At 57.2% G+C, this 25442-nt stretch carries 22 protein-coding genes and 2 tRNA genes; 12 read left to right on the top strand and 12 right to left on the bottom strand.

Features of this window, described 5'->3' with window-relative positions:
- Window position 1: 1 nt before the first annotated feature.
- The 5 genes from AB8880_03055 to AB8880_03035 all read right to left on the bottom strand — a co-directional run bounded on the left by AB8880_03055 (window position 2) and on the right by AB8880_03035 (window position 5314).
- Complete coding sequence (locus AB8880_03055) at window positions 2–820, bottom strand: ATP-binding cassette domain-containing protein (GenBank protein XDZ66387.1); 819 nt, start codon at window positions 818–820, stop codon at window positions 2–4.
- The gene (locus tag AB8880_03050) at window positions 813–1766 is read right to left on the bottom strand and encodes an ABC transporter ATP-binding protein (protein XDZ66386.1); all 954 of its coding nucleotides are present in this window, start codon (window positions 1764–1766) and stop codon (window positions 813–815) included. Before AB8880_03050 ends, AB8880_03055 begins: the two co-directional genes overlap by 8 nt.
- Window positions 1763–2695 (bottom strand): ABC transporter permease, encoded by a 933-nt coding sequence (locus AB8880_03045; GenBank protein XDZ66385.1) that lies wholly within the window; start codon window positions 2693–2695, stop codon window positions 1763–1765. The genes AB8880_03050 and AB8880_03045 overlap by 4 nt, the downstream gene beginning before the upstream one ends.
- Window positions 2692–3678, bottom strand: coding sequence for an ABC transporter permease (locus tag AB8880_03040; protein XDZ66384.1), 987 nt, complete (start codon window positions 3676–3678; stop codon window positions 2692–2694). The genes AB8880_03045 and AB8880_03040 overlap by 4 nt, the downstream gene beginning before the upstream one ends.
- Before the next feature lie 61 nt (window positions 3679–3739).
- On the bottom strand, window positions 3740–5314 hold the full coding sequence (locus AB8880_03035; protein XDZ67007.1) for an ABC transporter substrate-binding protein: 1575 nt from the start codon (window positions 5312–5314) through the stop codon (window positions 3740–3742).
- A gap of 236 nt (window positions 5315–5550) precedes the next feature.
- On the opposite strand from AB8880_03035, the gene AB8880_03030 reads away from it, so the two are divergent.
- Entirely contained in the window at window positions 5551–5808 is a 258-nt protein-coding gene (locus AB8880_03030) for a hypothetical protein (GenBank protein XDZ66383.1), read from the top strand.
- Here the strand turns inward: AB8880_03030 and AB8880_03025 are convergent.
- The 5 genes from AB8880_03025 to AB8880_03005 all read right to left on the bottom strand — a co-directional run bounded on the left by AB8880_03025 (window position 5805) and on the right by AB8880_03005 (window position 11084).
- Window positions 5805–6341, bottom strand: a complete 537-nt coding sequence (locus AB8880_03025; GenBank protein ID XDZ66382.1) for an N-acetyltransferase family protein — start codon at window positions 6339–6341, stop codon at window positions 5805–5807. The two genes, AB8880_03030 and AB8880_03025, sit on opposite strands and share 4 nt — an antisense overlap.
- A gap of 107 nt (window positions 6342–6448) precedes the next feature.
- Window positions 6449–9265 (bottom strand): cadherin domain-containing protein, encoded by a 2817-nt coding sequence (locus AB8880_03020; protein XDZ66381.1) that lies wholly within the window; start codon window positions 9263–9265, stop codon window positions 6449–6451.
- Between the two features lie 399 nt (window positions 9266–9664).
- Window positions 9665–9740 (bottom strand) — tRNA-Trp (locus AB8880_03015).
- 8 nt (window positions 9741–9748) lie between these two features.
- The gene (gene tuf, locus AB8880_03010; protein XDZ66380.1) at window positions 9749–10939 is read right to left on the bottom strand and encodes an elongation factor Tu; all 1191 of its coding nucleotides are present in this window, start codon (window positions 10937–10939) and stop codon (window positions 9749–9751) included.
- A 60-nt stretch (window positions 10940–10999) separates the two neighbouring features.
- Window positions 11000–11084 (bottom strand) — tRNA-Tyr (locus AB8880_03005).
- A gap of 119 nt (window positions 11085–11203) precedes the next feature.
- Here AB8880_03005 and rlmB point away from each other — a divergent pair.
- Window positions 11204–12088, top strand: a complete 885-nt coding sequence (gene rlmB, locus AB8880_03000; GenBank protein XDZ66379.1) for a 23S rRNA (guanosine(2251)-2'-O)-methyltransferase RlmB — start codon at window positions 11204–11206, stop codon at window positions 12086–12088.
- A gap of 29 nt (window positions 12089–12117) precedes the next feature.
- Here the strand turns inward: rlmB and AB8880_02995 are convergent, their stop codons facing one another.
- A complete protein-coding gene (locus AB8880_02995) occupies window positions 12118–12279 on the bottom strand; it encodes a hypothetical protein (protein XDZ66378.1) in 162 nt (53 codons plus the stop codon).
- Between the two features lie 67 nt (window positions 12280–12346).
- Window positions 12347–13348: an NAD(P)H-dependent flavin oxidoreductase gene (locus AB8880_02990; protein ID XDZ66377.1), complete on the bottom strand. Its 1002-nt coding sequence runs from the start codon at window positions 13346–13348 to the stop codon at window positions 12347–12349.
- A gap of 173 nt (window positions 13349–13521) precedes the next feature.
- On the opposite strand from AB8880_02990, the gene AB8880_02985 reads away from it, so the two are divergent.
- The 10 genes from AB8880_02985 (at window position 13522) to AB8880_02940 (ending at window position 25370) form a co-directional block, all read left to right on the top strand.
- Complete coding sequence (locus AB8880_02985; protein ID XDZ66376.1) at window positions 13522–15501, top strand: AMP-binding protein; 1980 nt, start codon at window positions 13522–13524, stop codon at window positions 15499–15501.
- Window positions 15498–16343 (top strand): ABC transporter ATP-binding protein, encoded by an 846-nt coding sequence (locus tag AB8880_02980; GenBank protein XDZ66375.1) that lies wholly within the window; start codon window positions 15498–15500, stop codon window positions 16341–16343. Before AB8880_02985 ends, AB8880_02980 begins: the two co-directional genes overlap by 4 nt.
- A 68-nt stretch (window positions 16344–16411) precedes the next feature.
- Complete coding sequence (locus AB8880_02975; protein XDZ66374.1) at window positions 16412–17410, top strand: branched-chain amino acid ABC transporter permease; 999 nt, start codon at window positions 16412–16414, stop codon at window positions 17408–17410.
- Window positions 17411–17412: 2 nt separating this feature from the next.
- Window positions 17413–18489: a branched-chain amino acid ABC transporter permease gene (locus tag AB8880_02970; GenBank protein ID XDZ66373.1), complete on the top strand. Its 1077-nt coding sequence runs from the start codon at window positions 17413–17415 to the stop codon at window positions 18487–18489.
- 54 nt (window positions 18490–18543) lie between these two features.
- The gene (locus tag AB8880_02965; protein ID XDZ67006.1) at window positions 18544–19833 is read left to right on the top strand and encodes an ABC transporter substrate-binding protein; all 1290 of its coding nucleotides are present in this window, start codon (window positions 18544–18546) and stop codon (window positions 19831–19833) included.
- A gap of 96 nt (window positions 19834–19929) precedes the next feature.
- Window positions 19930–20745: an ABC transporter ATP-binding protein gene (locus AB8880_02960; GenBank protein ID XDZ67005.1), complete on the top strand. Its 816-nt coding sequence runs from the start codon at window positions 19930–19932 to the stop codon at window positions 20743–20745.
- Window positions 20746–21984 (top strand): phenylacetate--CoA ligase family protein, encoded by a 1239-nt coding sequence (locus tag AB8880_02955; protein ID XDZ66372.1) that lies wholly within the window; start codon window positions 20746–20748, stop codon window positions 21982–21984.
- Between the two features lie 28 nt (window positions 21985–22012).
- Window positions 22013–23161 (top strand): acyl-CoA dehydrogenase family protein, encoded by a 1149-nt coding sequence (locus tag AB8880_02950; GenBank protein XDZ66371.1) that lies wholly within the window; start codon window positions 22013–22015, stop codon window positions 23159–23161.
- Window positions 23158–24171, top strand: a complete 1014-nt coding sequence (locus AB8880_02945) for a 3-hydroxyisobutyryl-CoA hydrolase (protein ID XDZ66370.1) — start codon at window positions 23158–23160, stop codon at window positions 24169–24171. The genes AB8880_02950 and AB8880_02945 overlap by 4 nt, the downstream gene beginning before the upstream one ends.
- 20 nt (window positions 24172–24191) lie before the next feature.
- Entirely contained in the window at window positions 24192–25370 is a 1179-nt protein-coding gene (locus AB8880_02940; protein ID XDZ66369.1) for an acetyl-CoA C-acyltransferase, read from the top strand.
- Window positions 25371–25442 lie beyond the last annotated feature (72 nt).

Below are 25442 nucleotides of genomic sequence, written 5' to 3'. Positions count from 1 at the left end.
ACTAGAACCGGATACGCGGCGTCGAATTGATCAGCGTTCTCGTGTATTCCGCCTCAGGGTTTGAAAACAGGGCATCGGCGGAGTTTTCCTCAATCAGGCGGCCATTCTTGAGCACACCGACATGATGCGCCATCACCCGGACAACGGCCATATCATGCGAAATGAACAGATAGGTAAGGCCAAGCTCTTTCTGCAACTGCTTGAGAAGATTGAGCACCTGCGCCTGCACCGAAACATCAAGGGCCGAGGTCGGCTCATCGCAGACGATGAACGCCGGGTTGGAAGCCAGCGCCCGGGCAATCGAGATACGCTGCCGCTGGCCACCTGAAAATTCATGGGGATATTTGCCGGCATCGCTTGCCGAAAGCCCTACCTGCTCGAGCAGGCCCCGGACACGTTGCTGCTGGGCGGCGTCACCATCGATCAGCCCGAAGGCACGGATGGGCTCGGCCAGAATATCCCCCACCCGCCAGCGTGGATTGAGCGAGGAGTAAGGGGATTGAAAGACCATCTGAAGTTTCTGCCGCACCGCGTCATGGGTGCTCTTCGCCACAGACCCGTCGTTGAGATCATGGCCATCCACCGAGATCACCCCCTGATGCGGCCTGAGCAGCCCCACCACCATCCGGGCGATGGTGGACTTGCCTGATCCGCTCTCCCCGACAAGGGCATAGGTCCGCCCCCGGGGAATGGCAAAACTCACATCGTCAACCGCCACAAGATGATGCTCCGGCGCGCCGGTTATCTTGCGGACAAGCCATGGCGAGGACAGATCAAAGACCCGGGTCAACCCGGAGCAAGAAAGAAATGGATCAGCCATCACCATCCTCCCCGAAATGATGGCAGGCAACGCCATTGCGAAAGGCAGGGTTTTCGACAGAACATTGAGGCAGGCAGGCCGAACAGCGCGGGTGGAAACGGCATCCCGATGGCAGCGCGTTCAGCGGCGGCATGGACCCGGGGATCTGCGAGAGGACCGTATCCGCGTCTACCCCGTCAAGTGCGGGCGTTGAAGCAATCAGCCCTTTGGTATAGGGATGACGCGGCTCGCGCATCACGTCCGCTGTAGGCCCGATCTCCACCAGCCTTCCGGCATAGAGAACGGCGACCCGATCGGTTGTCTGTGCAATCACGCCCATGTCATGGGTGATAAGGATGACCGAAGCACCGCGCTTCCGGCAGATATCCCGCAACAGATCAAGCACCTGGGCCTGCACCGAAACATCAAGGGCAGTGGTGGGCTCATCGGCGATAATCAGATCAGGTTCCGCCGCCAGCGCGAGCGCAATCACAATCCGCTGCCGCATCCCGCCTGAAAACTCATGGGGATAGGCATCAAACCGGTCCGCGGCAATCCCGACTTCCTGAAATCCGGCAAGGGCGCGCTGCCTTGCTTCGGCCGTGGTCACATCGAGATGATGCAGGATGGTTTCGATGAGCTGGTCTCCCACCCGCCGCAGGGGATTGAGACTGGTCAGCGGATCCTGGAAAATCATCCCGATCTGCCGCCCCCTGAGTGAGGTTCCGTGCTCCGCAACAGGTTTGCCTTTAAGGCGGATCACCCCGCCATCGATACGTCCCGGCGGTTCGATCAGCCCCATGATCGCCGCCCCGGTGATCGATTTCCCGGCACCGGACTCCCCCACAAAGCCAAGGATTTCCCCGCGCTCAAGGGTGAAGGAAACATCGTCAAGCGCGGTCAGCACCGCCCGGCGGGTGGGGAAAACAACCCGCAGCCTTTCTATTTCAAGCAATGGCGCCGTCATTTGAGCCTCGGGTTCAGGGTATCCTTGAGCCAATCCCCCAGGAGATTGACCGAGAGCGCCAGCGCCAGCAGGGTCAGGGCCGGAAACAGCAGGATCCACCACTCGCCTGAAAAAAGGTAATCCTGGCCGATGCGAATGAGCGTGCCGAGGCTTGGTTCCGTCGGCGGCGCGCCGACACCGAGAAAGGACAGCGTTGCCTCGGCAATGATCGACAGCGCCAGGGTGATCGTGGCGATGACCAGCACCGGCCCGAGCACGTTCGGGAGGATATGCCGGCGCATGATCTGCAGACGGCTGAGCCCGATGAGCCGCGCCGCCTGCACATATTCCTTTTCCTTTTCAACAAGGGTTGTTGCCCGGACGGTACGCGCGAACGGCACCCATTCCGAAAGACCGATCGCCAGAATAAGCACAAGTATCGCCATCTCATCCCGGAGATCAGGGGGAATGATCCCGCGCAACACCCCGAAGATCAGCATGGCAATCAGAATGGAAGGAAACGTCATCTGGATATCGGCACATCGCATGATGAGGTTATCCACCCAGCCGCCGATATATCCCGCCAGAAGCCCGAGGCTGACCCCCATCCCCATGGCCAGCATCACCGACATGATCCCGACAAAAAGCGACACCCGGAGCCCGTAGATTATCGCCGAGAGCAGATCACGGCCCTGATCATCGGTTCCCAGAAGAAACTGCTCGCCGGTGAAGGTATTGGGTTCCATCGGCGGGGTGAAGCCGTTCATCAGATTGAGCGATGCGGGATCAAAGGGATTGGTCGGGGCAACCAGCGGCGCCAGCACCGCAATCACGGCCAGCAGCAGCACGACCACCGAAGCTGTGATGGTGACCGGCGCATGCCGATAGTCAAAGACAAAATCACTCTCCAGAAACCGCTGCCAGCGTGTTTTTGGCGCCGTTTCCTTCATGACCCGCCTCCTTTGAGATGATCATCCTTGATCCGCGGATCGATGGCGAGATAGAGCAGATCAACAGCAAAATTGATGATCACGAACAATGTCCCCACCAGCAGCAGATATGCCGACATCACCGGAATATCGACAAAATAGACGGCATTGATGAACATCAGCCCCACCCCGGGCCATTGAAACACCGTCTCGGTAATGATCGCGAAGGCCACGATCGCACCCAGTTGAAGCCCTGCCACGGTTGTCACCGGCACCAGCGTGTTTCGGAGCGCGTGGCGGAACAGCACCATCCGTTCGGTAAGCCCCCGCGCGCGGGCGAATTTGATGAAATCCTGGCGCAGAACCTCAAGCATCTCGGATCGCACCAGACGCATGATCAGCGTCATCTGGTAAAGACCGAGTGTGATCGCCGGCAGCAGGATCGATTTAAGCCCGGATACCGTCAGCAACCCGGTCTCCCAGACCCCGATCATGACCGTTTTCCCGCGGCCGAAAGACGGCAGCCAGCTGAGCTCCACCGCAAAAAGCCAGATCAGCAGCACACCGATCAGAAACGTGGGCAGCGACACCCCGATGAGCGAGACCGTCATCACCAGATTGGCAAGAAATCCATTGCGCCTTACCGCCGTGTAAATGCCCAGCAAAATCCCCACCGTGAGGGCGAACATCGCCGAGACAAAGGCAAGTTCAAGGGTTGCCGGCAGGCGTTCGGCAATCAGGCCGGATACAGGTTCCGCCGTGCGGTAGGATATCCCGAAATCACCACGGACAGCATTCCAGATGAACCGCACATACTGGACAACAATCGGGTCTTCGAGCCCCATCCGTTCGATGAGCTCTCTCCGGTCCTCAACCGTGGCTTCCTGGCCGAGGATATTATCCACCGGATCACCGACAAAGCGGAAGATGCTGAACGACACCAGCGCCACCAGCAGAAGCACAAGCACGGCCTGATACAGGCGTCTGATGAGGATGACCAACATGGATCTGTTCCAGCAAAAATGCCTGAAAAGACCGGGGCGGATTGCCGCCCCGGCCTGCAGATTACTTGAAGCTCAGATACTTGAAATGAGGCTGATCTTCCGGCTGGACATCGAAATTGATGCCATCCTTCATGCCCCAGTTCAGCACCTGGTTATGGATCGGCAGATAGATCTGATCGGCCTGAACCTGCGCCCAGATCTCCGCGATGGTCGCATCACGCTTCGCCAGGTCCGTTTCGGATTCGAGGCTGACGATCTTCGCATTCACCGCCGCATTGCTGTAGCCGGTATTGTTCCATGAGCCGCGATTCTCGGTGGTCTCGTGAACAAGGAAGTTGAAGATGTAATGCGAGTCAAACGTCGGCACACCCCATCCCAGCATGTAGAACTCGGTTGTCTTGTTCTTGATAAGCGGGAAGTGCTGGGCCTTCGGCTTGGCGTCGAGATTGACCTTGATGCCGATCTGGCCAAGCATGCCGACCGCGGCAAGGCAGATCGCCTCGTCGTTGATATATCGGTCATTGGGGCAGTTGAGGGTGACCGAAAACCCGTCGCCATATCCCGCCTCGGCCATCAGTGCCTTTGCCTTGGCGACATCATGGGCCGGGATCTGGTCAAGCTCCGGCGTCCAGCCATTGACAAATGGCGGCATGATGACATTGGTTGGCGAGGACTGATCCCGCATCACCACTTTCTTGATCGCATCACGATTGATGGCGATATTCATGGCCTGCCGCACCCTCAGATCAGCAAACGGGTTCTTGCCATCGACATTGTCGGTCTTGAGGTCATCAAGGCCGCTGTTCATGCCGAAGAAAATCACCCGGTTCTGGGCGGCGGTGACCACCTTGAGACCGGACTGCCCCCGGACACGGCCCAGATCCTGCACCGGCACGTCCTGAATGAAATCCACCTCACCGGAAAGCAGGGCCGCCACCCGTGTCGCGGCGGACTGGATCGGCGTGTAGACAATCTCGCTGACTTCAAGCGGAAACTGCCCCTTGCCCCAGTAATTCGGGTTGGCCTTGAGCACGGTCTTCTGGTCCGGGGTCCGGCTCATCAGCATATACGCCCCGGTGCCGTTGGTGTTCTGCGAGGCAAACGTGGTTTCGCCCCCCGCCACATCCTGCGGTGCGCCGGCGCCATTGGCTTCGGTCCAACCACTGTCCATCATGAACAGGTTGGTCAGGTTGTTGATCAGGAGCGGGTTCGGCCCATTGGTTTCCATATCGATGGTATGGTCATCGACCTTGCGGACTTCCTTGACGCTGGTGAGCAGCTCCTTCATGGCCGAGGTCGGCATCATGGCGCGATTGAAACTGTAGACCGCATCATCGGCGGTGAAAGCCGAGCCGTCGTGGAACGTCACCCCCTTGCGCAGGGTAAAGCGCCAGACATTAGGGTTGTCCGGCAAAGCCTTCCATGAAGTGGCGAGTGCCGGCGTGATCTGCCCGGCCATGTCGCGATGCAGAAGCGGCTCATAAATCTGATGTGCGAGCGTATGGGTTGGCCCCTCGTTCTGGGCGTGGGGGTCAAGTGTCAGCGAATCTCCTGATCTGGCCCAGCGCAGCGTTTCGGCATGGGCGGAAGAAAAAGCAATGCAGGTCATGGCCAGCACGGCTAGTCCTGTTTTCATGATACTCATGCGTATCTCCTCTCCAAAGATTATAAATATTCTTAACTGCAATCTTTTCGCGTTCCGGCCCGAGAAGCAAGTGATTTATCCGCGTTGTCTTCGCCCGGGAATAGATCTTTACCTGTTTCGGCCTCCGGCGTAGTCTAAAAGGGAAATTGCAGCGCCCCGATACCCTGGCACAGACCCCGCGAAGCCAGCGAGCATCCATCGCAATTTGATATGTTACGATCAGCAAGGTGTATTCAGATCACATGGTCAATCCCGCCCCGGAAAAAGCCGCCATTACTGAAGCCTCCCTTGAGGAAGATGAACTCTTTCTTGAACAGTTGAAGGATTCCTTCTGCTTTTTCTTCGCCGCCACGGTGACAATCATGGAGGTGGTGAAATATCTCTCCCCCCACGCGTCGAACAACCCTCATGCGTCGAACAAAAGGAAGAGCCCCGGGCGCTCCTCAGCTGAATTCAGCCAGCCATCTTCTGAACCGCGTCCCTAATCCAGCCTGACCCCGAGGTCACGCTGCATATAGGTCACATCAAGCCAGCGATCAAACTTGAAGCCGATCTGCTTTGCCACCCCGAGATGCTCAAACCCCAGCGCTTGATGCAGACCGATGGAAGCGGCATTGCCGCCATCACCGATCACTGCCATCATCTGCCGGTAACCGGCTTTCTGGCACTGGAGTATCAATTCGGCCAAAAGCGCACGGCCTACGCCCTGCCGCTGATATCGCGCATCGACATAGATCGAGTTTTCCACCGTAAAGCGATAGGCGGAACGGCGGTTGTAGAAACCGGCATAGGCATATCCGCGGATCTGCCCGTTTTCATCAGCCTCCACCAGAACAGGCATGCCGTCATCGGCCATAAGGGCAAGGCGCCGCGCCATCTCCGCCTCGGTTGGGGGTGTTTCCTCAAACGAGGCTGTTCCATGTCGCACATGATGGGCATAGATGGCGGCAACCGCCGCCAGATCATCGTTTGCATAAAACCGCACCATGGAAAGGGCTGAATCTCCGGCCTGCAACATCAGGAAAAAGTCTAACCCTGCGCCAGGCCGGGCTCAAGCAGGAAAGACATCACCTTTCGGCGATGCCTCATCCGCCCCCGCCCTGATCCCGGAGATCAGGGCTTGGGTCAAACCACATCAATCGTCAGCACCGCGTAATCCTGGAAGAGAAGGTTTTCCACATTGGGGTAATCTTTAAAATTGAAAATATAATCCGGGTCTGCGACGACGTTGCCATCCTGGTCAGTCGCGTAGCTCGCTTGGATGAGATTGGGAATATCCGCAATGCCACTCCCCACATGGTTTTTCGTGTTCTGAACAGCATCATATAATTCGCTGAGCTTGACCTCCAGCTGCTTAAAACTAGGCGACGCAATATTCAGTTCTGGTGAGCCTTGGTTGGCTTGCACAGCCACAAACGGAGGGTTGGCTGTAAGCGTCTGGCGGGTTACGAAATCTATCTCCGAGATAGAATAGGTTGTGTTGTCTTCAGGGTCGATCGCACTCCCCGTGTTGGTGAAAATCAGCCCATGCACAAATAAATTAGGCCTGTCGGTAATTTCACTTTTTTCCTCGGCCGTATCCGGGTAGACGGAAGCATCGTTGCTGGCAAGAACAACAACTTTATATTGATCCCCGCTGGAATAAGATGAGATTTCCCCGGATTTGGCCTTCAGCGCCCCGGTAGCGGAATCGATTTCAAACTTGCCGTTATCCTGTACCCCCACCGGCAGGGAATAGGAAATCGAATCCCCGTCCTTGTCCGTCGCCGAAATCGTTCCGATCGCGTTACCGGTATTGGTCCCGGCGGCGACAGAGATGCTCTCCTGCGTTATTTCCGGGGCAGTGATTGCCACATCCGAAAGATAGATCACGTAGAGTTCCGTGAGCGGGTTCTCGTTATTCTCATCCGTCGACGTGATCCGCACCGTCAGTGTATCTCCCTTCTCGAAATCCCCCGAATCCTTGCCTGTGTAATGGAGCTTGCCGGAAGAAATCTCAAAATCCGCGTTGTTGTTCGCGCCATCCACCAGCTCGAAATTCACCTGCGTTGAAAGCTGATGGCTAAGCTCACCTATCTCAACCCGAGAGGAACTCCCATCCGCGTTCTCCGCCAGGAGACCGTCGCCATTAGCATCCACATAGCCGGTCCCCTCATCTGCAACCTTCACCCCGCGAAGCTCGATCGTGAACGGGATTGCCGCTGTCTGTGCCCCGCTATCCGGATCCGTCGCCATAAGCGTGATCGCGTAACTTATTTTTTTTGCCTTCTGCCCCGATTCAAAACCCAGCACCATCCCCCCGTTGCCATCGGAAACAACCTCAAACACGTCTTTATCCGCCCCGCCCAGCGAGATATTTGCCGGCGTGTAATTCTCTCCCGCATCCGGGTCTGTCACCGTCACCGTGCCTATGATGGTATCACTGAAGGCGAACCGGTCACTGCTCAGGCTGATCCCCGTCGGCGCTTCATCCACGTCCGTCACCGCGATGGTCACCTCCTGATTGGTGGTGAAACTGCCCGACGTCGCCCGAACCGTGAATGTGTAGCTGTCTTGCGTCTCATGGTCCGGTATGATGGGCTCCGTGAGCGTCACTTCCCCGGTGCTGGCGTCGATCTCGAAATCACCCCCTCCCGACAAGGACCAGGTGATCGGCGTCACATCATAAGTGCCTGTCGCCGTGTAGGCCACCATGCTGGCCGAAGCTTCCGTTTCCTCCACAATCGCCGTGCCCGTCCCGCCCGAGGTAATCCCCGGTGCTTCGTCATTCACGTCCGTCACATTCAGCGTGAAGACCTGTGCGGCTGGTGCACTCCCTGATCCGGTCACGCTCGCCGTCACCGTCACCGTATGGCTGGTGTTCGTCTCATAATCCAGATCAACTCCTGCCTTCAGCCACAGTTGCGTGCCATTCCTGATCTCAAACCGCGTCTCGTCACTCACCGTCGCCGTGTTCATCCCCAACCCGTCATCGGTAAACGTGATTACCGCAAGTTCCCGCGCCGCAGTCGTGCCTTCCGCCACGCTTGCCGTGCTCGCCGAAAGCGTCATCGCCGTCGGCGCGTCATCCGCATCCGTCACCGTCACCGTGACCGCCGCTGTCGCCGTCAGGGTGCCCGTCCCACTCCCCGTGGGTGCCGCCTCCACTATCAGATCAAAGCTCGTGGTTGCCCCTTCGAAATCCACACCTGAACCTGCATAGCTGATCTGACCTGTGCTCGCATCAATCCGGAAATCTCCGGAACTCTGCTCCCCGTCAGCAAACCGATAGGTGAGCAGGCTGTCCCCGGTATCCTCGTCACTCGCCCCGACTGTGCCGATCGCCACCGCCCCGCCGCTGCCATCGGTGTTCTCCGCCAGCATGAACCTATAGGACGAGGCACCAAACATCGGCAGATCATCCGCGTCCGCAAGATAGATAAGGTAATTCTCCGTGATCTCGTTCTCGTTATTCTCATCCGTCGAGGTGATCAATACCGTCAGCGTATTCCCCGTCTCGAAATCTCCGGATGCATTGCCGGTGTAATAGAGGGTGCCTGAAGAGATCTCAAAATCCGCGTTGTCTTCCAGGAAATCGTCATTCTCGTCCTTCGTCAGCTCGAAATTCACCTGACTCGAGATCTCATGGCTCAGCGCCCCGATCTCGACCCGGATTGAAGCGTTCTCCGCCAGAAGCCCGTCGCCATTATCATCCACATAGCCAGACCCCTGATCTGCCACCCTTATCCTGCCAGCATCATCCACGCTGGCAGGGAGACCGCCAGCATCCATATCGCTACTACGCCCACCTGAACACGCCGCCAGCACAAGCCCGCCTGCTGTCCACACGAATACCGATATCATCCCGTCGCCCCGGCGCCGATGCCTGAAGGCTTCCGGCAACCTGGATTGAAACAGGTGGGTGGAGGATTGGCGGGCGGGGTGGTTCATCTCGTTTGGCATGGTCTTGCATCCTGTGTTTTGTTCGTGCTGATCTCATCACAAATCCGCCAACAACCATCACGAAACAACATCTGACGCCAAAATCCACAACTTCAAAAACCACAGCTTATAGTCAATATCTGGTGATACTGCTGAAACAGACTTGATGTTCAGGCTACGATAAATTGGTTAATTTAAAGTGAACAAAACACGATTTTTTTCACTGAACGGCCCCCCTTCCCCACCTGTTATAGCACAATATAATGAGCGCATAATTCCAACAGAATGCAAACCCTTCCCACGGACAGATCAACCCATGGCATAGAAGTTAAAAAGTTAATTTTTTATTATGATTAGAAAAAGCTTAGCTTATCAGATCAAAAAAACCCCGGGGAATTGCCCCGGGGTTTTTTGTATTCGTGGCAGGAGTGGAGGGACTCGAACCCCCAGCCCCCGGTTTTGGAGACCGGTGCTCTACCAATTGAGCTACACTCCTATTCGCACCTACTTAACGATGCTTGAGACGACGCCGGCGCCGACGGTACGGCCACCTTCGCGGATGGCAAAGCGAAGACCTTCATCCATCGCGATCGGCGCGATCAGCTCTACCGTCATCGCAATATTGTCCCCGGGCATCACCATCTCCGTCCCTTCCGGCAGTGTCACCGATCCCGTCACATCCGTCGTCCGGAAATAAAACTGCGGACGATAGTTCGAGAAAAACGGCGTATGACGTCCACCTTCATCCTTCGTCAGGATATACGCTTCCGCCTTGAACTCCGTATGCGGCGTGATCGATCCGGGCGCCGCCAGAACCTGCCCGCGCTCAACTTCCTCACGCTTCGTGCCACGAAGCAGAACCCCGACATTGTCTCCGGCCTCGCCCTGATCCAGCAGCTTCCGGAACATCTCAACACCCGTGCAGGTCGTCTTCTCCGTCGCCTTGATCCCGACAATCTCGATCTCTTCGCCGACCTTCACCATGCCACGCTCGATACGGCCCGTCACCACCGTCCCGCGACCCGAAATCGAGAACACATCCTCGATCGGCATCAGGAACGGCTGATCCTTCGGACGATCCGGCTGCGGAATATACCCATCTACCGCCGCCATCAACTCCTCGATCGCCGATTTCCCGATCGCATCATTCGTCCCTTCAAGCGCCGCAAGCGCCGAACCCTTCACGATCGGAATATCGTCTCCAGGGAAATCATAGCTCGACAGAAGCTCCCTGATCTCAAGCTCAACCAGCTCCAACAACTCCTCATCGTCAACCTGATCGGTCTTGTTCATGAACACAACAAGCGCCGGAACACCTACCTGACGCGCCAGGAGAATGTGCTCACGCGTCTGCGGCATCGGTCCATCCGCCGCGGATACAACAAGGATCGCTCCATCCATCTGCGCCGCACCCGTGATCATGTTCTTCACGTAATCCGCGTGACCCGGGCAGTCAACATGCGCATAATGACGATTGGACGTCTCATACTCAACATGTGCCGTCGATATCGTGATACCGCGAGCGCGCTCTTCGGGCGCCTTGTCAATCTGGTCATACGCCTGAAACTCCGCACCTCCGGATTCCGCCATCACCTTCGTGATCGCCGCCGTCAGCGTCGTCTTGCCATGGTCAACGTGCCCTATCGTGCCGATGTTTACATGCGGCTTGCTTCGATCAAACTTTTCCTTCGACATCGCCCTGTTTCTCCTTCAGGTGTATGCACTGGCAGCTCTTGATCTGCCCGGTCGTAAAAGTGGTGGTGGGGGTAGGATTCGAACCTACGTACGCTACGCGGGCAGATTTACAGTCTGCTGCCTTTAACCACTCGGCCACCCCACCATAAATGTTTGAACTCTCCGGAAAACCCTGTGATACAATCTGCGGGCATCCGATACGAGTCCATGGTCAAGCGTGGTAGGAAAGCCCAGCGGTTTTGTCAATATGAAAGTCACCAGATAATGCGAAAAAATAAGCACACCAGAACCCATCCCCGGGCCAATGCGAAACCCGGCGATATGAAATCACGCCGCCAGAAACGCCCGCCCACAAGGTCGGGCACCTCCTCCGCAACGCCGGAGAAGAGACAAAAAACCCTGCCCGAGCGGATGATTTCCTGCCCCCCAGGCAAGGTCATGATCTGGGGGCGTCATGCCGCCTTGTCTGCCTTGTGCAACCCGAAACGCCGTATTTCGGCGATATATCTGGACCCGGGCCATACTGAATGGTTTCAGTCGCTTGAACTCGAGGCCTCGCATCCCGCCCCGATAATGATGGACAAGATCACCATGGCCGCGAGCCTTGATAGCGAGGATAAAGCCGTCCATCAGGGCGTTATCGTCATCGCCGCCCCGCTTGCGGCCCCGCATCTTGATGACTGGCTGGGTCAGGACCTGCCTGAACGGCCGCTCGTGCTGCTCCTCGATCAGATCACCGACACCCGGAATATCGGCGCGATCATGCGATCTGCCCGGGCGTTTCGCGCGGCGGCAATCATCACCACCGACCGCCATTGCCCGGAAGAAAACGCGACCATGCTCAGAGCCGCCTCAGGCGCGGCAGAACATATTCCGCTCATTCGCGTGACCAACCTTGCCCAGGCGATGGAAAAGCTGAAGGATCACGGGTTTACAATTGCCGGACTCACCGCCCAGGGGACAACCCCGATCCAGCACCTCGCCACCGAACAACGGCTTGGTCTCGTGCTTGGCGCCGAAGGCAAGGGCCTCAGACGGCTGACGACTGAACGCGCGGATCTGCTGGTGCGCATCCCGATTGATGATGATGCGGAATCCCTCAATGTTTCCAACGCCGCCGCGGTTGCACTTTTCGCCGTTCAGCCCTGAGGCTGGAACCGGCATCCTTGCCGATCAAGTCAGATCCCCGGCCAGAAGGACATCACCACCAGCACGATCAGCGCAACAATGCCGATCAGCGTGACCCAGCCCTTGCCATGCAGATGGTCGAACACATCCAGAACAGGCCCCATCAGGCGGCGCTGGCGATCTTCACGCCCGGGTGGCGGTTTCGGTTTCATCACCACGCCGCCCCACGGATACCGCGCCTGTAGGTTGCGCGGGCATCGGCGTTGAAGACAAAGGCGTTCAGCATCCGTCGCCTCCATAGGCCCGGGCGCGGGCGCGCTGGGCTTCGACGGCTTCAAGATATTCACCTTTGAGCCGTTGCACCAGTTCCTCAACCCCGGGAACATCCTCGACACTGCCGACCCCGTGGCCAGCAGACCATATATCTCGCCAGGGCTTTGCTGTATTGGATTCCTTCAATGCTTCGCCCAGTTCGGCGTTGATATCCATCTCGCCATGTTCCGGCAGGGAATCGATATCAATCCCGGCCTTTTCCAGACTCTGGGCGATGAAATTTGCATTCACGCCGGTCACCGCCTTGGTGCTGACGATATCGGCGGCAGTCGCGGCCACGATCATGTCCTTATATTCTTCGGCTGACATGGACTCGCGTGTGGCGATGAAACGTGTCCCCATATAGGCGTAATCCGCCCCCATCACCTGCGCTGCGGCAACATCCGCTCCGCTGGAGAGAGACCCGGACAAAACAATATGCCCGTCGAAAAAGGCCCGTATTTCATGCACCAGCGCGAAAGGATTGGCCTGGCCGGTATGCCCGCCGGCACCTGCTGAAACAGCAATCAGCCCGTCAACTCCGGCCGCCGCCGCTTTGCGGGCATGGCGCAGGCTGATCACGTCATGAAGAACGATACCGCCATACCCATGGACCGCATCCACCAGATCACTGACCGCGCCAAGGGATGTGATGATGATCGGCACTTCATGTTTGACGCAGAGCGCAAGTTCATCCTCAAGTTTGGCATTAGACCGGTGGACGATAAGGTTGACACCGTAAGGGGCAGGCCTGCATCCGCTTTCACGCTCGAAAGCCGCAAGATTCCCCTCGATTGCCTCGAGCCATTCCCCGAAACCTTCGGTGGTGCGCTGATTATGGGCCGGGAACGTGCCGACGACACCGGCACGGCAGCAGGCGGTCACCAGTTCAGGTCCCGACGACAGGAACATGGGTGCGACAATAAGCGGCAACGTCAGCGAGGAAGAGTACAGGGGGTTCTCAATCACGGCATTCTCCAGAAAATTCAACCCCTGGCCTCAGGTGTCGGGAAGGTCTTTATCATATCCGCCAGAGGCAAGAAAATTTGCGAAGACCTATTTACAAGGTCAGACTGGATGTTAACCTAATTGGAAAACAGGAACAATCCAAGCAAATTGGAATTAGGGCAGGGAGATTGCGGATGACTGACGCAGGCACGCGTCCGGATGATGTGGCTAAAGGCAACCTTGATACGGTCCCGAAGCTTATTGCCCATCACGTTAGCCGGATTCCGGATCAAGCCGCCTATCGCGAAAAGGAATTCGGCATCTGGCAAAGCTGGACCTGGAAGGAATCCGGTGAAGCCATTGACGCTCTTGCACTCGGCCTCATCGAACTTGGGTTGAACGAAGGCGATCATATTGCCCTGATCGGCCGCAACAGACCATATTTTTACTGGGCCATGATTTCAGCCCAGTCCGCCGGGGCTGTTCCGGTTCCGATCTATCAGGATTCCGTTGCAACCGAGATGGCCTTTGTGCTGCAGCATTGCAACGCCAGGTTCATCATTGCCGAAAACCAGGAGCAGGTTGACAAGGTTCTTGAAATTCAGGACCAGCTCAAGGATCTCGAATGGGTCATCTACATAGACCCGCGGGGCATGCGCAAATATGACCATGTGCGCCTGTGCAAATATTCCGTCCTCCAGGAACTCGGTCGGGAAACCCGGGGCAAGCATCAGGCGGAACTCAAACGCCGAATGGAAAGCCAGCATGGGGACAGTACCTGCGCGATGCTCTACACATCCGGGACAACCGGCCAGCCCAAGGGGGTTGTGCTTTCGCATCACAACGTGATTTCCACCTCCCGATCGTCGAGTGATTTCGATGGCCTGCGCGCAACCGACAGCGTGCTCGCTTATCTGCCCATGGCCTGGGTGGGGGATTTCATCTTTTCGATCGGTCAGGCGAGCTGGTGCGGCTTTTGCGTCAACTGCCCGGAATCCACGGACACGATGCAGCATGATCTGCGCGAAATCGGGCCCAGCTATTTCTTTGCGCCGCCAAGGTATTTTGAAACCGTGCTGACCACCGTGCTGATCCGGATGGAAGATGCCGGCACCTTCAAGCAGCGTATCTTCAATTATTTCATGGACCACGCAAGGCGCGTCGGCGGCTCAATCCTCGATGGCGAGGAGGTCGGCTTCATGGACCGGTTCAAATACCGGCTCGGCGGCATTCTTGTTTATGGTCCGCTTAAAAACACACTCGGCCTGTCAAAGGTTCGGGTCGGATACACCGCAGGTGAGGCTATCGGCCCCGAGATCTTTGAGTTTTATCGCTCGCTTGGAATCAATCTCAAGCAGCTTTACGGCCAGACCGAAGCCAGCGTCTTCATCACCCAGCATCCCGATGGTCAGGTGCGGTCCGATACGGTGGGCATCCCGACCCCGGGGGTTGAAATCCGCATCGACGACAACGGTGAGGTGCATTATCGCTCCCCCGGCACGTTTGTTGAATATTACAAAAATCCGGCCAGCACGAAAAAGACGAAAGACAAGGAAGGCTGGGTTGCCACGGGGGATGCGGGCTTCATCGAAAAGGAAAGCGGCCATCTGCGCATCATCGACCGCGCCAAGGATGTCGGCAAGATGAAGAACGGCAGCCTGTTTGCCCCCAAATATGTTGAAAACAAGCTGAAATTCTACCCCAACATCCTCGAAGCCGTGATCTTTGGTGACAACCGCGATGAATGCACGGCGTTTATCAATATCGATCTTCAGGCGGTGGGAAACTGGGCGGAACGCAACAATATCGCCTATGGCTCCTATCAGGAACTCGCCGCCCTGCCCCAGGTCTACGCCACCATCCAGAGCCATGTCGAAGAGGTCAACGCGTCGCTTGCTGAAGATGAGATGCTGGCAGGCTGCCAGATCCACCGGTTTCTGATCCTGCATAAGGAACTTGACGCCGATGACGGGGAGCTGACCCGCACCCGCAAGGTTCGCCGCAACATCATTGCCGATAAATATGGTGACCTGATCGAGGCGCTCTACAACGGTTCAGCATCCATTTATACCAAAACCGAAGTGACTTATGAGGATGGCAGCAAGGGTTCCATCGCTGCAACGCTTGAAATCCGGGCCGCCGCCACCATCAACGTGACAAGAACCGCCGCATGACAACACCAGCAACCGCAACAACCACAGCCATTCCAGCAGGCAAGACCATGACCCCCGATGGCCGGCTCATCGGCGGCAAGGTCATGGAAATGAAGAACATCACCCTGCGCTTTGGCGGGGTGGTGGCAATCCGTGATATTTCCTTTGATATCCTCGAAGGAGAAATCCGGGCGATCATCGGGCCGAACGGGGCCGGCAAATCCTCGATGCTCAATGTCATCAACGGGTTTTATCATCCCCAGGAAGGTGAAATCTGGTTTCATGGGGAACGCCGCAAATCGCTAAAACCCTATCAGATCGCGCATCAGGGCATTGCCCGGACCTTCCAGAACATTGCCCTCTTCAAGGGGATGACGACGCTGGACAATATCATGACCGGGCGGCTCACTCACATGAAATCAACCCTCTTCACCGAAATGCTCTGGAAGGGCGCGGCGGAAAAAGAGGAGATCGCCAATCGCGAGTTTGTTGAACATATTATCGATTTTCTTGAAATTCAGTCGATCCGGAAGACCCCGGTAGGACGTCTTCCCTACGGCTTGCAGAAACGGGTTGAACTTGGGCGCGCGCTGGCGGCCGAACCCTCTCTTCTCCTGCTTGATGAGCCGATGGCCGGGATGAACATCGAAGAGAAAGAGGATATGTCACGCTTCATTCTCGATGTTAATGAGGAATTCGGCACCACGATCGTGCTGATCGAACACGACATGGGCGTCGTGATGGATATCGCCGATCGCGTTGTCGTCATGGATTATGGCAGGAAAATCGGCGATGGCACGCCGGCAGAAGTTCGATCCAACCAGGACGTGATTGACGCCTATCTCGGGGTATCTCATGACTAGATCGTCTTTCTTCTGCCCGATGATGTGGGGCCCGAGAATGTGGGGCCAAAGGATGAGAGGACAATATTATGGGTGCTGAATTTTATTTCGGCATGGAAGTTTTCATCAACGGGCTGATGGCCGGGGTGATGTATTCCCTTGTGGCCCTCGGATTTGTCTTGATCTTCAAGGCTTCCGGTATTTTCAACTATGCCCAGGGGGTGATGGCGCTGTTCGCGGCGCTGACGCTTGTCGGCTTTCAGGATGGCCAGATACCCTTTGCCCATCTGATCAACGCCGTTTTCGGCACCGAAGTGCATCATTTCGGCTGGCACCTGCCTGCTTTTCTCGCCATCCTGTTCGCGCTTCTGGTCATGGTTGTCTTTGCCGTGCTGGTGGAAAAACTGATCCTCAAGCATCTCGTCAACCAGGAGCCGATCATCCTTTTCATGGCCACCATCGGCCTTGCCTATTTCATGGAAGGCTTTGGTGACCTCATGTGGGGCTCGGATGTCAAGAAACTTGATGTCGGCATCCCGCAAGGCGGCAATTTCTGGATTGAGGAAAACACCGCCTTCCTTGGCGGGGATGATTTCTACGGCTTTTATCTCGATACGCTCGATATCTATGCCACGGTCATTGCAACGGTGCTGGTGGCAGGGCTTGTGATCTTCTCCCAATACACCAAAATGGGCCGCGCCCTCAGGGCTGTTGCCGATGATCATCAGGCCGCGCTTTCGGTGGGGATCTCACTTCGCGGGATCTGGGTGATCGTGTGGGGCATTGCAGGTTTTGTCGCGCTGGTGGCCGGGATCATGTGGGGGTCGAAATCCGGCGTCCAGTTCTCGCTGTCGCTGATCGCGCTGAAAGCCTTGCCCGTCCTGATGCTGGGCGGGTTTACGTCAATCCCGGGGGCGATTATCGGCGGGTTGATCATCGGGGTTGGTGAAAAAATGTTTGAATTTCTGATCGGCGCACCGTTTCTGGGCGGGGCCACGGAAAACTGGTTTGCCTATATGCTGGCACTGGTTTTCCTTGTCTTCCGTCCCCAGGGGCTGTTCGGCGAAAAGATCATTGAGAGGGTCTAGCCATGCTGTATCGTGAGGCGGGTGATTTCAAAACATCCTATCGGTCGGATCAGCAGACATTCCCCATTCTGTTTGATCGCGTGGCTTTCGCGGTGGCAATTCTTGCGGCCTTTCTGGTTGTGCCCTTTGCCATTAACGATTACTGGGCCAATGCGGTATTTCTGCCCTTTCTGATCTATTCGATTGCCGCGATCGGGCTCAACATCCTGACGGGATATTGCGGCCAGGTGTCGCTGGGTTCCGGCGGGTTCATGGCGGTGGGGGCCTATGCCTGCTACAAGCTCATGACCGCTTTCCCTGAAATGAGCATCGTCGTCTGCATCCTTCTTTCCGGCGGTATCACCGCCATGGTGGGGATTGTGTTCGGGTTGCCAAGCCTGCGCATCAAGGGCTTTTATCTGGCCGTGGCGACGCTGGCCGCCCAGTTCTTTCTTGTCTGGCTCTTCAACAAGGTGCCGTGGTTTTACAATAATTCCGCTTCTGGCCAGATCAACGCCCCGGAGCGGGAGATTTTCGGGTATATCGTCACCGGGCCCAATGCGTCGCCGGTCACGATCTATATTTTCTGCCTGAGCTTTCTTGTGGTCTTGGCCCTTCTGGCCAGGAACATGACACGCGGGTCCACCGGTCGTCGCTGGATGGCGATCCGGGATATGGATATCGCGGCCGAGATCATTGGCGTCAACCCGCTGATGGCCAAACTTACCGCCTTCGGGGTGAGTTCATTTTATGTCGGGATCGCCGGCGCCTTGCTGTTTTCGGTATATCTTGGCGCCGTGGAAGTCGGTGAGGTCTTCGGCATCCAGAAATCGTTTCTTGTGCTCTTCATGATCATCATCGGCGGGCTTGGCTCGATGTTCGGCTCTTTTGCCGGGGCGGCATTCATGGTGCTCTTGCCGGTGCTTCTCAAGAATATCATGGTGGGGCAGTTTGGCTGGGCCACCGATATTGCGGCGCATTTTGAATTCGTGATTGTAGGTTTCCTGATCATCTTCTTCCTTATTGTCGAGCCTCATGGGCTGGCAATGCTGTGGCGGATTATCAAGGAAAAACTGAGACTCTGGCCCTTTCCGCACTGATCGGGTCATTGCAACTGCTGCTTCAGGCGGCGAAAATGTTGAACTAATGGAGGAATCAACATGAAACTCAAGACACTGATGATGGCGGGAGCCATGGCTGTCACGATGGCAGGCCCGGTAATGGCAGATCTTGTCTTCCCGTCGCTGAGCTACCGGACAGGTCCTTATGCCGCAAACGGCATCCCGTTTGCCGATGGCTATGCGGACTATTTCACCCTGTTGAACGAGCGGGATGGCGGCATTGGCGGCGTTCCGATCAACGTGGTCGAATGTGAAACCGGCTACAACACCGAAAAAGGCGTGGAATGCTACGAATCCACCAAGGGCATGGGCTCGCTGGTATATCAGCCGCTTTCCACCGGCATCACCTACCAGCTGATCCCGAAAGCCACCGCAGATGGTATCCCCATCCACTCCATGGGCTATGGCCGGACGTCGGCTGCCAACGGCAAGGTGTTCAGCCATGTCTTCAACTATCCGGCCAACTACTGGAACGGGGCTTCGGCGGTGGTCAATCACCTGCTGGAAATCAACGGCGGCAATATCAAGGGCAAGTCACTGGCGCTTGTCTATCATAACTCCGCCTATGGCAAGGAGCCGATCCGGACGCTCGAAGAGTTGTCCAAAAAGCACGGCTTCAACCTCACCCTTCTGCCGGTGGATCACCCCGGTCAGGAACAGAAGTCCCAATGGCTTCAGATCCGCCGCGAGAAGCCGGATTATGTTGCCATGTGGGGCTGGGGCGTGATGAACCCGACCGCTATACAGGAAGCGGCCAATATCCGTTTCCCGATGGAAAACTTCATCGGCGTATGGTGGTCCGGGTCTGAAAATGACGTCCGCCCGGTGGGTGCCGCGGCCAATGGCTACAAGGCCCTGAACATGCACAATGTCGGCGACGACTACCCCGTTTATGGCGATCTGAAAAAATATGTCTACGACGCGGGCAAGGCTGCCGGTGCCGGTGATCAGATGGGTACGGTCCTCTACAACCGGGGCATGTATGCGGCGATGCTTGCAGCCGAAGCTGCCCGCAACGCCCAGAAGATTTCAGGCAAGGCTGACATCACCGCCGCCGACATGCGCAACGGGATGGAAGCACTTGAGATCACCGAAGCCCGCATGACCGAACTCGGCATGCCGAATTTCGGTCCGAGTTTCAAGGTTTCCTGTGAAAACCATGGTGGCCCGGGTCTGGCCGCAGTTCAGCAGTGGGATGCGTCAAGCGGCACCTGGAAGCTGATCTCGGACTTCAAGCCAACCGACACCGATGTCATCAATGCCCTGATCCAGGAAGACAGCGCAGCTTACGCGGCGGAAAACAACATCGCCGAACGTTGCTGACCTGATCAAAAACCCGGCCCTCTTCCCGGGGGCCGGGCCTTAATTCATTCATGATGGAACAGATTTAAAGGCCGAGACATGACAGCGACAACTCCGATGCCCGAAAATCAGGAAACCCTGCTCGATGTCAATAATATCGAAGTGATTTACAACCACGTCATTCTGGTGCTGAAAGGCGTGTCGCTGACCGTGCCGAAAGGCGGGATCACGGCCCTTCTTGGCGGCAACGGCGCCGGCAAGACAACAACACTCAAAGCCATTTCCAATCTTCTTCATTCCGAGCGCGGGGAAGTCACCAAGGGATCGATCCGATATCGCGGTCAGCCAGTGGCTGATCTTGATCCGGCAACACTTGTCCGCAAGGGCGTCATTCAGGTCATGGAAGGCCGCCATTGCTTTGAACATCTGACGATTGAAGAAAATCTTCTGACCGGTGCCTTCACGCGCAAGGCCAGCCGCGGGGATATCAACGCCGAGCTTGAACGTGTCTACACCTATTTCCCGCGGCTGAAGGAACGCCGCAAGTCCCAGGCCGGATACACGTCCGGCGGGGAGCAGCAAATGTGCGCAATCGGCCGCGCCCTCATGTCGATGCCGGAAACTGTCCTTCTTGATGAGCCTTCGATGGGCCTGGCCCCGCAGCTGGTCGAGGAAATTTTCAATATCGTGAAAGATCTTAACGAAAAGGAAGGTGTTTCCTTCCTCCTCGCAGAACAGAATACCAATATCGCGCTTCGTTTTGCCCATTACGGCTATATCCTTGAAAACGGCCGGGTGGTGATGGATGGACCGGCGGCGGAATTGCGCGAAAATCCGGATGTGAAGGAATTCTATCTCGGCATGTCGGATGAAGGCCGGAAATCCTTCCGCGACGTGAGATCGTATCGCCGGCGCAAGAGATGGCTCAGCTAGATGACACAAGAGAACAGCCAGTATTTTGATACGCTTGAAACCCGGAGCACGGCGGCGCGGGCCGAAGACATGGCATCTGCCCTTCCCCCGCTCATCCGTCATGCGCAGGAAAACATCCCCGGCTATACCGAAAGCCTGAAGGGGGTTGAGGCCGGACGTATCATCGATGCGGCAAGCCTGGCTTCACTCCCTGTCCTGCGCAAGGGCCGGATGATGCACAGCCCCGGTGAGCCACTGCCACTCAAGGATTTCATCGGCCGTGAGATGGCGGATATCGATCATGTGTTCCAGTCCCCTGGGCCGATCTATGAGCCGGGGATGCGCGGCCGGGACTGGTGGCGTTTTGGCCGCTTTCTTCATGCGCTCGGGGTTGGGCGCGGCCATATTGTGCAGAACTGTTTTGCCTATCATTTCACCCCGGCCGGGATGATGTTTGAAAGCGCGGCCCATGCTGTTGGCGCCACCGTCTTTCCTGCCGGCACCGGGCAGACGGAAATGCAGGCAGCTGCCATGTCTGATCTTGGCGTCGATGTGTATGCCGGCACGCCGGACTACCTCAAAGCCATCCTCGAAAAAGGCGAGGAGATGGGCCTTGACATGAGCAAGGTTACGAAAGCCGCGGTGAGTGGTGGGCCGCTCTTCCCGGCGCTCAGGGAAGAATATAAAAACCGCGGCATCACCTGCCTGCAGTGTTATGGCACGGCGGATGTCGGCCATATTGCCTATGAGAGCGAGGCGATGGAAGGGATGATCGTCGATGAAGGGGTGATCGTTGAAATCGTCACCCCGGGCACCGGCAATCCTGTTCCGGCCGGGGAGATCGGCGAAGTTCTGGTCACCAGCCTTAATCCCGACTTTCCGATGATCCGCCTTGCCACCGGCGATCTTTCGGCTGTTTTGCCGGGAGAAAGCCCTTGCGGGAGGACCAATCTGCGGATTGTCGGCTGGCGCGGCCGCGCCGATCAGGCCACCAAGGTCAAGGGGATGTTTGTCCGCCCTGAACAGGTCGCCCTGCTTGTTGCCCGCTTTGACGCTATCAGCAAGGCCCGCGTCACCGTAAGCCATGACGGCTCATCGGATCAGATGCATATCCAGTTTGAATCCAGCGAAAGTGATATTTCCGGCATCGATGATGCCATCCGAGATGTGTTGAAACTGCGCGGCACCGTCGAATGGTGCGCCCCGGGAAGTTTACCGAATGACGGCAAGGTGATTGATGACCGCCGCGAGATCGGCTAGATCATCATCATAAAGGCGAGGTATGAAGATGGACTTTTCGCTCAGCGAGGAACAGCAGGCTGTTTTCGACATGGCCCTGGATTTCGGCCAGAACGCCATTGCCCCCCATGCGCTGGCCTGGGACCAGAATCAGGAAATGCCCAAGGACATGCTGCGTGAGGCGGCGGCACTAGGGCTTGCGGCGATCTATGTCCCGGAAGAACATGGCGGCTCCGGCCTGACACGTCTTGATGCGGCGCTTGTTTTCGAGGCCCTGGCCATGGCCTGTCCTTCGGTGTCATCCTTTCTTTCCATCCATAACATGGTGGCCTGGATGGTTTCGAGTTTTGGCAGCGACGGGCTCCGGGACCGGTATCAGCATGATCTGAATACCATGACGAAAATCGCCTCCTACTGCCTGACCGAACCTGGATCAGGCTCCGATGCGGCGGCGCTCAAAACAAAGGCCGAACGCACCAATGAAGGGTTCCGGCTGACGGGGACCAAATCTTTCATCTCCGGCGGCGATTATTCCGATCTTTATGTGGTCATGTGCCGGACCGGCGATGACAGCCCCAAGGGGGTTTCAGCCATCATGGTGGATACGGGCACTGATGGTCTTTCCTTCGGGGCCCAGGAAGTCAAGATGGGCTGGCGTGGCCAGCCAACGGCGCAGGTTATTTTTGACAACTGCCAGGTCGCGGCCGAAAATCTGCTCGGTGAAGAGGGCGCCGGCTTCCGCTATGCGATGATGGGGCTTGATGGCGGCAGGTTGAATATCGCCGCGGCAGCGCTGGGCGGCGCCCAGGATGCGCTCAACCGGGCTCTTGTCTATGCAGGGGAACGCAAGGCCTTTGGCCGGTCGATTGATCAGTTCCAGTCCCTGCAGTTCAAGCTTGCCGACATGGAAACCGAACTTCAGGCGGCCCGTGTCTTTCTGCATAAGGCCGCGTGGAAACTTGACCGCAAGGACCCTGAAGCGACCCGGTACTGCGCCATGGCCAAGAGATTTGTGACCGATGTTGCCTTCAATGTTGCCAATCAGGCCCTTCAGATCCATGGCGGCTATGGCTATCTTGCCGATTACGGGATCGAAAAGATCGTCCGCGATCTTCGGGTGCACCAGATACTCGAAGGCACGAATGAGATCATGCGCCTGATCATCTCCCGTTCACTGCTGGCTGCCCGCGACGCATGACCGACCTCATTACGGGAAAGGAAAACAGCACCGGCAGGTTGACGCTCAACCGTCCTGATGCGCTGAATGCGCTGACCCATGACATGGCGCTCTTGATGGAAGATCAGCTCAACGCCTGGAGAAGTGACGACGGCATCAGCCAGATCCTCGTCGATGCATCGGGCGAGAAAGCCTTCTGCGCTGGTGGCGATATCCAGGATCTCTATCACCATGGCCGGGCCGGGGATTTTGCTTTCGGCCAGCGTTTCTGGCGTGATGAATACAGGCTCAACACCCTGATTGCCGAATATCCCAAGCCCTTTATCGTCCTGATGCAGGGTTTTGTGATGGGCGGCGGTGTCGGCGTTGCCTGCCATGGCTCGCATCGGGTGGTAGGTCGGACAAGCCGCATTGCCCTGCCCGAATGTTCGATCGGGCTTGTTCCTGACGTCGGCAGCAGCGCTATTCTCGCCGCCGCCCCGGGGCGTCTTGGTGATTATCTGGCAACCACGGGTTATCGGATGAATGCAGGCGATGCCATCCATACAGGTTTTGCCGATATCTTCATCCCTGAAGACGACTGGCCCGGGATCACCGCAGAACTGATTGCCGAAGGAAACCCGGATTGCCTCAAGCGCCATGCCCTGCCGGCGCCCACGCCTGATCTTTCCGGGCATGAGCCGGAGATCAATGCCTTGTTCACCACCGCCGATGCCGCAACGCTGATCCGGCAGATCGAATCGGCAGAAGGGGAATTTGCGGCCACAACCGCCGCCACGTTACGACGTCAATCCCCGCTGTCGCTTTACGGCACCCTTGGCATACTGGAAAGACTGAGGAAAGAGCCCGGCCTCGCCCACGCACTTGACCTTGAATATCGCTTTACCAGCCGCAGCAGCGCGTATGGGGACTTCCTTGAAGGCATCCGTGCCGCTATTATCGACCGGGACCGCAGCCCTTCATGGAAACATGCCTCGATCGAAGATGTTCCGGATGCGGATCACCTCGCCATGCTGGCGCCGCTCGATTGAAACCGGGAAAGGATGATGAAATGACCGACATCTGCATCACGGGCACAGCCCGCACCCCGATGGGGGGCTTTCAGGGGGAACTTGCAAGCCTCACCACGCCGGAGCTTGGCGGCAGGGCGATTGCGGCGGCCATCGCATCCGCCGGCATTTCCCCTGATCAGGTGGATGAGCTGATGATGGGATGCGTTCTGCCCGCGGGGCTGAAGCAGGCCCCCGCACGTCAGGCAGGTTTCCATGGCGGGCTTGAAAAGGAAACCCCCGCCACCACGGTCAACAAGGTCTGCGGCTCGGGAATGAAGACGGTGATGCTCGTCCATGATGCCATCCGTGCAGGCGGCCCCCGGATCGCGGTTGCCGGCGGCATGGAAAGCATGACCAACGCGCCCTATCTTTCGCTTGCCACCCGAAATGGCGGCAGGCTCGGGCATCATCAGCTGAACGACCATATGTTCTATGACGGGCTCGAAGATGCCTATGACAGCGGCACGCTGATGGGGAGTTTTGCCGAAGACTGCGCTGAGCATTACCAGTTCTCAAGAGAAGAGCAGGACAATTACGCGCTGGCCTCACTGGAACGCGCCATCGCCGCCCGGGATTCAGGGGCGTTTGATCAGGAGATCACGCCGCTCACGATTGCAACGCGCAGAGGCGAGATCACGATCAGTCAGGATGAACAGCCAGCCAAGGCAAAACCTGAAAAAATTCCATCCCTGCGTCCGGCCTTCCGGAAGGATGGCACGGTCACGGCCGCCAACTCTTCCTCGATTTCAGATGGCGCGGCCGCACTTGTGCTGGCCGGCAGCGATGCCGTCCGGGAATATGATCTGCCTCTTAGGGCCATTATCCGCGGCCATGCCGGCCATGCGCAGGCGCCGGGCTGGTTCACCACCGCCCCTGTACCGGCGGCAAGGAAACTTCTCGATCGCCTGGGCTGGTCGGTTGATGACGTCGATCTCTGGGAGGTCAACGAAGCTTTTGCCGTTGTCCCCATGGCCTTCATGCGCGAGCTTGGCGTTGATCACGAGAAGCTCAATATCCATGGCGGGGCCTGCGCGCTTGGGCATCCCATCGGGGCATCGGGCAGCCGGATCATTGTCACCCTTCTTCACGCCCTTGAGCGGAACAACCTCAAGCGGGGCGTGGCGGCGATCTGTCTTGGCGGCGGCGAAGGGCTGGCGCTGGCCATCGAACGTCCCTGACGCGCAAAACCCCCGGTTTCAGATAGGTATACTCTTTCTTAGGAAATTGGGGTATATTACCACATCAGGTCA

The organism is Alphaproteobacteria bacterium LSUCC0684 (genome assembly GCA_041228335.1).
Classification (GTDB): domain Bacteria; phylum Pseudomonadota; class Alphaproteobacteria; order Puniceispirillales; family UBA1172.
The sequence above is the reverse complement of the archived record's forward strand: the minus strand, read 5'-3'. Positions and strand labels throughout refer to the sequence as shown.

Excerpts from the sequence above, each read along its gene's own strand:
- AB8880_03055 (XDZ66387.1), bottom strand. The coding sequence starts at position 820 with ATGGCTGATCCATTTCTTTCTTGCTCCGGGTTGACCCGGGTCTTTGAT.
- AB8880_03050 (XDZ66386.1), bottom strand. The coding sequence starts at position 1,766 with ATGACGGCGCCATTGCTTGAAATAGAAAGGCTGCGGGTTGTTTTCCCC.
- AB8880_03045 (XDZ66385.1), bottom strand. The coding sequence starts at position 2,695 with ATGAAGGAAACGGCGCCAAAAACACGCTGGCAGCGGTTTCTGGAGAGT.
- AB8880_03040 (XDZ66384.1), bottom strand. The coding sequence starts at position 3,678 with ATGTTGGTCATCCTCATCAGACGCCTGTATCAGGCCGTGCTTGTGCTT.
- AB8880_03035 (XDZ67007.1), bottom strand. The coding sequence starts at position 5,314 with ATGAAAACAGGACTAGCCGTGCTGGCCATGACCTGCATTGCTTTTTCT.
- AB8880_03025 (XDZ66382.1), bottom strand. The coding sequence starts at position 6,341 with ATGTTGCAGGCCGGAGATTCAGCCCTTTCCATGGTGCGGTTTTATGCA.
- AB8880_03020 (XDZ66381.1), bottom strand. The coding sequence starts at position 9,265 with ATGCCAAACGAGATGAACCACCCCGCCCGCCAATCCTCCACCCACCTG.
- tuf (XDZ66380.1), bottom strand. The coding sequence starts at position 10,939 with ATGTCGAAGGAAAAGTTTGATCGAAGCAAGCCGCATGTAAACATCGGC.
- rlmB (XDZ66379.1), top strand. The coding sequence starts at position 11,204 with ATGCGAAAAAATAAGCACACCAGAACCCATCCCCGGGCCAATGCGAAA.
- AB8880_02995 (XDZ66378.1), bottom strand. The coding sequence starts at position 12,279 with ATGAAACCGAAACCGCCACCCGGGCGTGAAGATCGCCAGCGCCGCCTG.
- AB8880_02985 (XDZ66376.1), top strand. The coding sequence starts at position 13,522 with ATGACTGACGCAGGCACGCGTCCGGATGATGTGGCTAAAGGCAACCTT.
- AB8880_02980 (XDZ66375.1), top strand. The coding sequence starts at position 15,498 with ATGACAACACCAGCAACCGCAACAACCACAGCCATTCCAGCAGGCAAG.
- AB8880_02975 (XDZ66374.1), top strand. The coding sequence starts at position 16,412 with ATGGGTGCTGAATTTTATTTCGGCATGGAAGTTTTCATCAACGGGCTG.
- AB8880_02970 (XDZ66373.1), top strand. The coding sequence starts at position 17,413 with ATGCTGTATCGTGAGGCGGGTGATTTCAAAACATCCTATCGGTCGGAT.
- AB8880_02960 (XDZ67005.1), top strand. The coding sequence starts at position 19,930 with ATGCCCGAAAATCAGGAAACCCTGCTCGATGTCAATAATATCGAAGTG.
- AB8880_02955 (XDZ66372.1), top strand. The coding sequence starts at position 20,746 with ATGACACAAGAGAACAGCCAGTATTTTGATACGCTTGAAACCCGGAGC.
- AB8880_02950 (XDZ66371.1), top strand. The coding sequence starts at position 22,013 with ATGGACTTTTCGCTCAGCGAGGAACAGCAGGCTGTTTTCGACATGGCC.
- AB8880_02945 (XDZ66370.1), top strand. The coding sequence starts at position 23,158 with ATGACCGACCTCATTACGGGAAAGGAAAACAGCACCGGCAGGTTGACG.
- AB8880_02940 (XDZ66369.1), top strand. The coding sequence starts at position 24,192 with ATGACCGACATCTGCATCACGGGCACAGCCCGCACCCCGATGGGGGGC.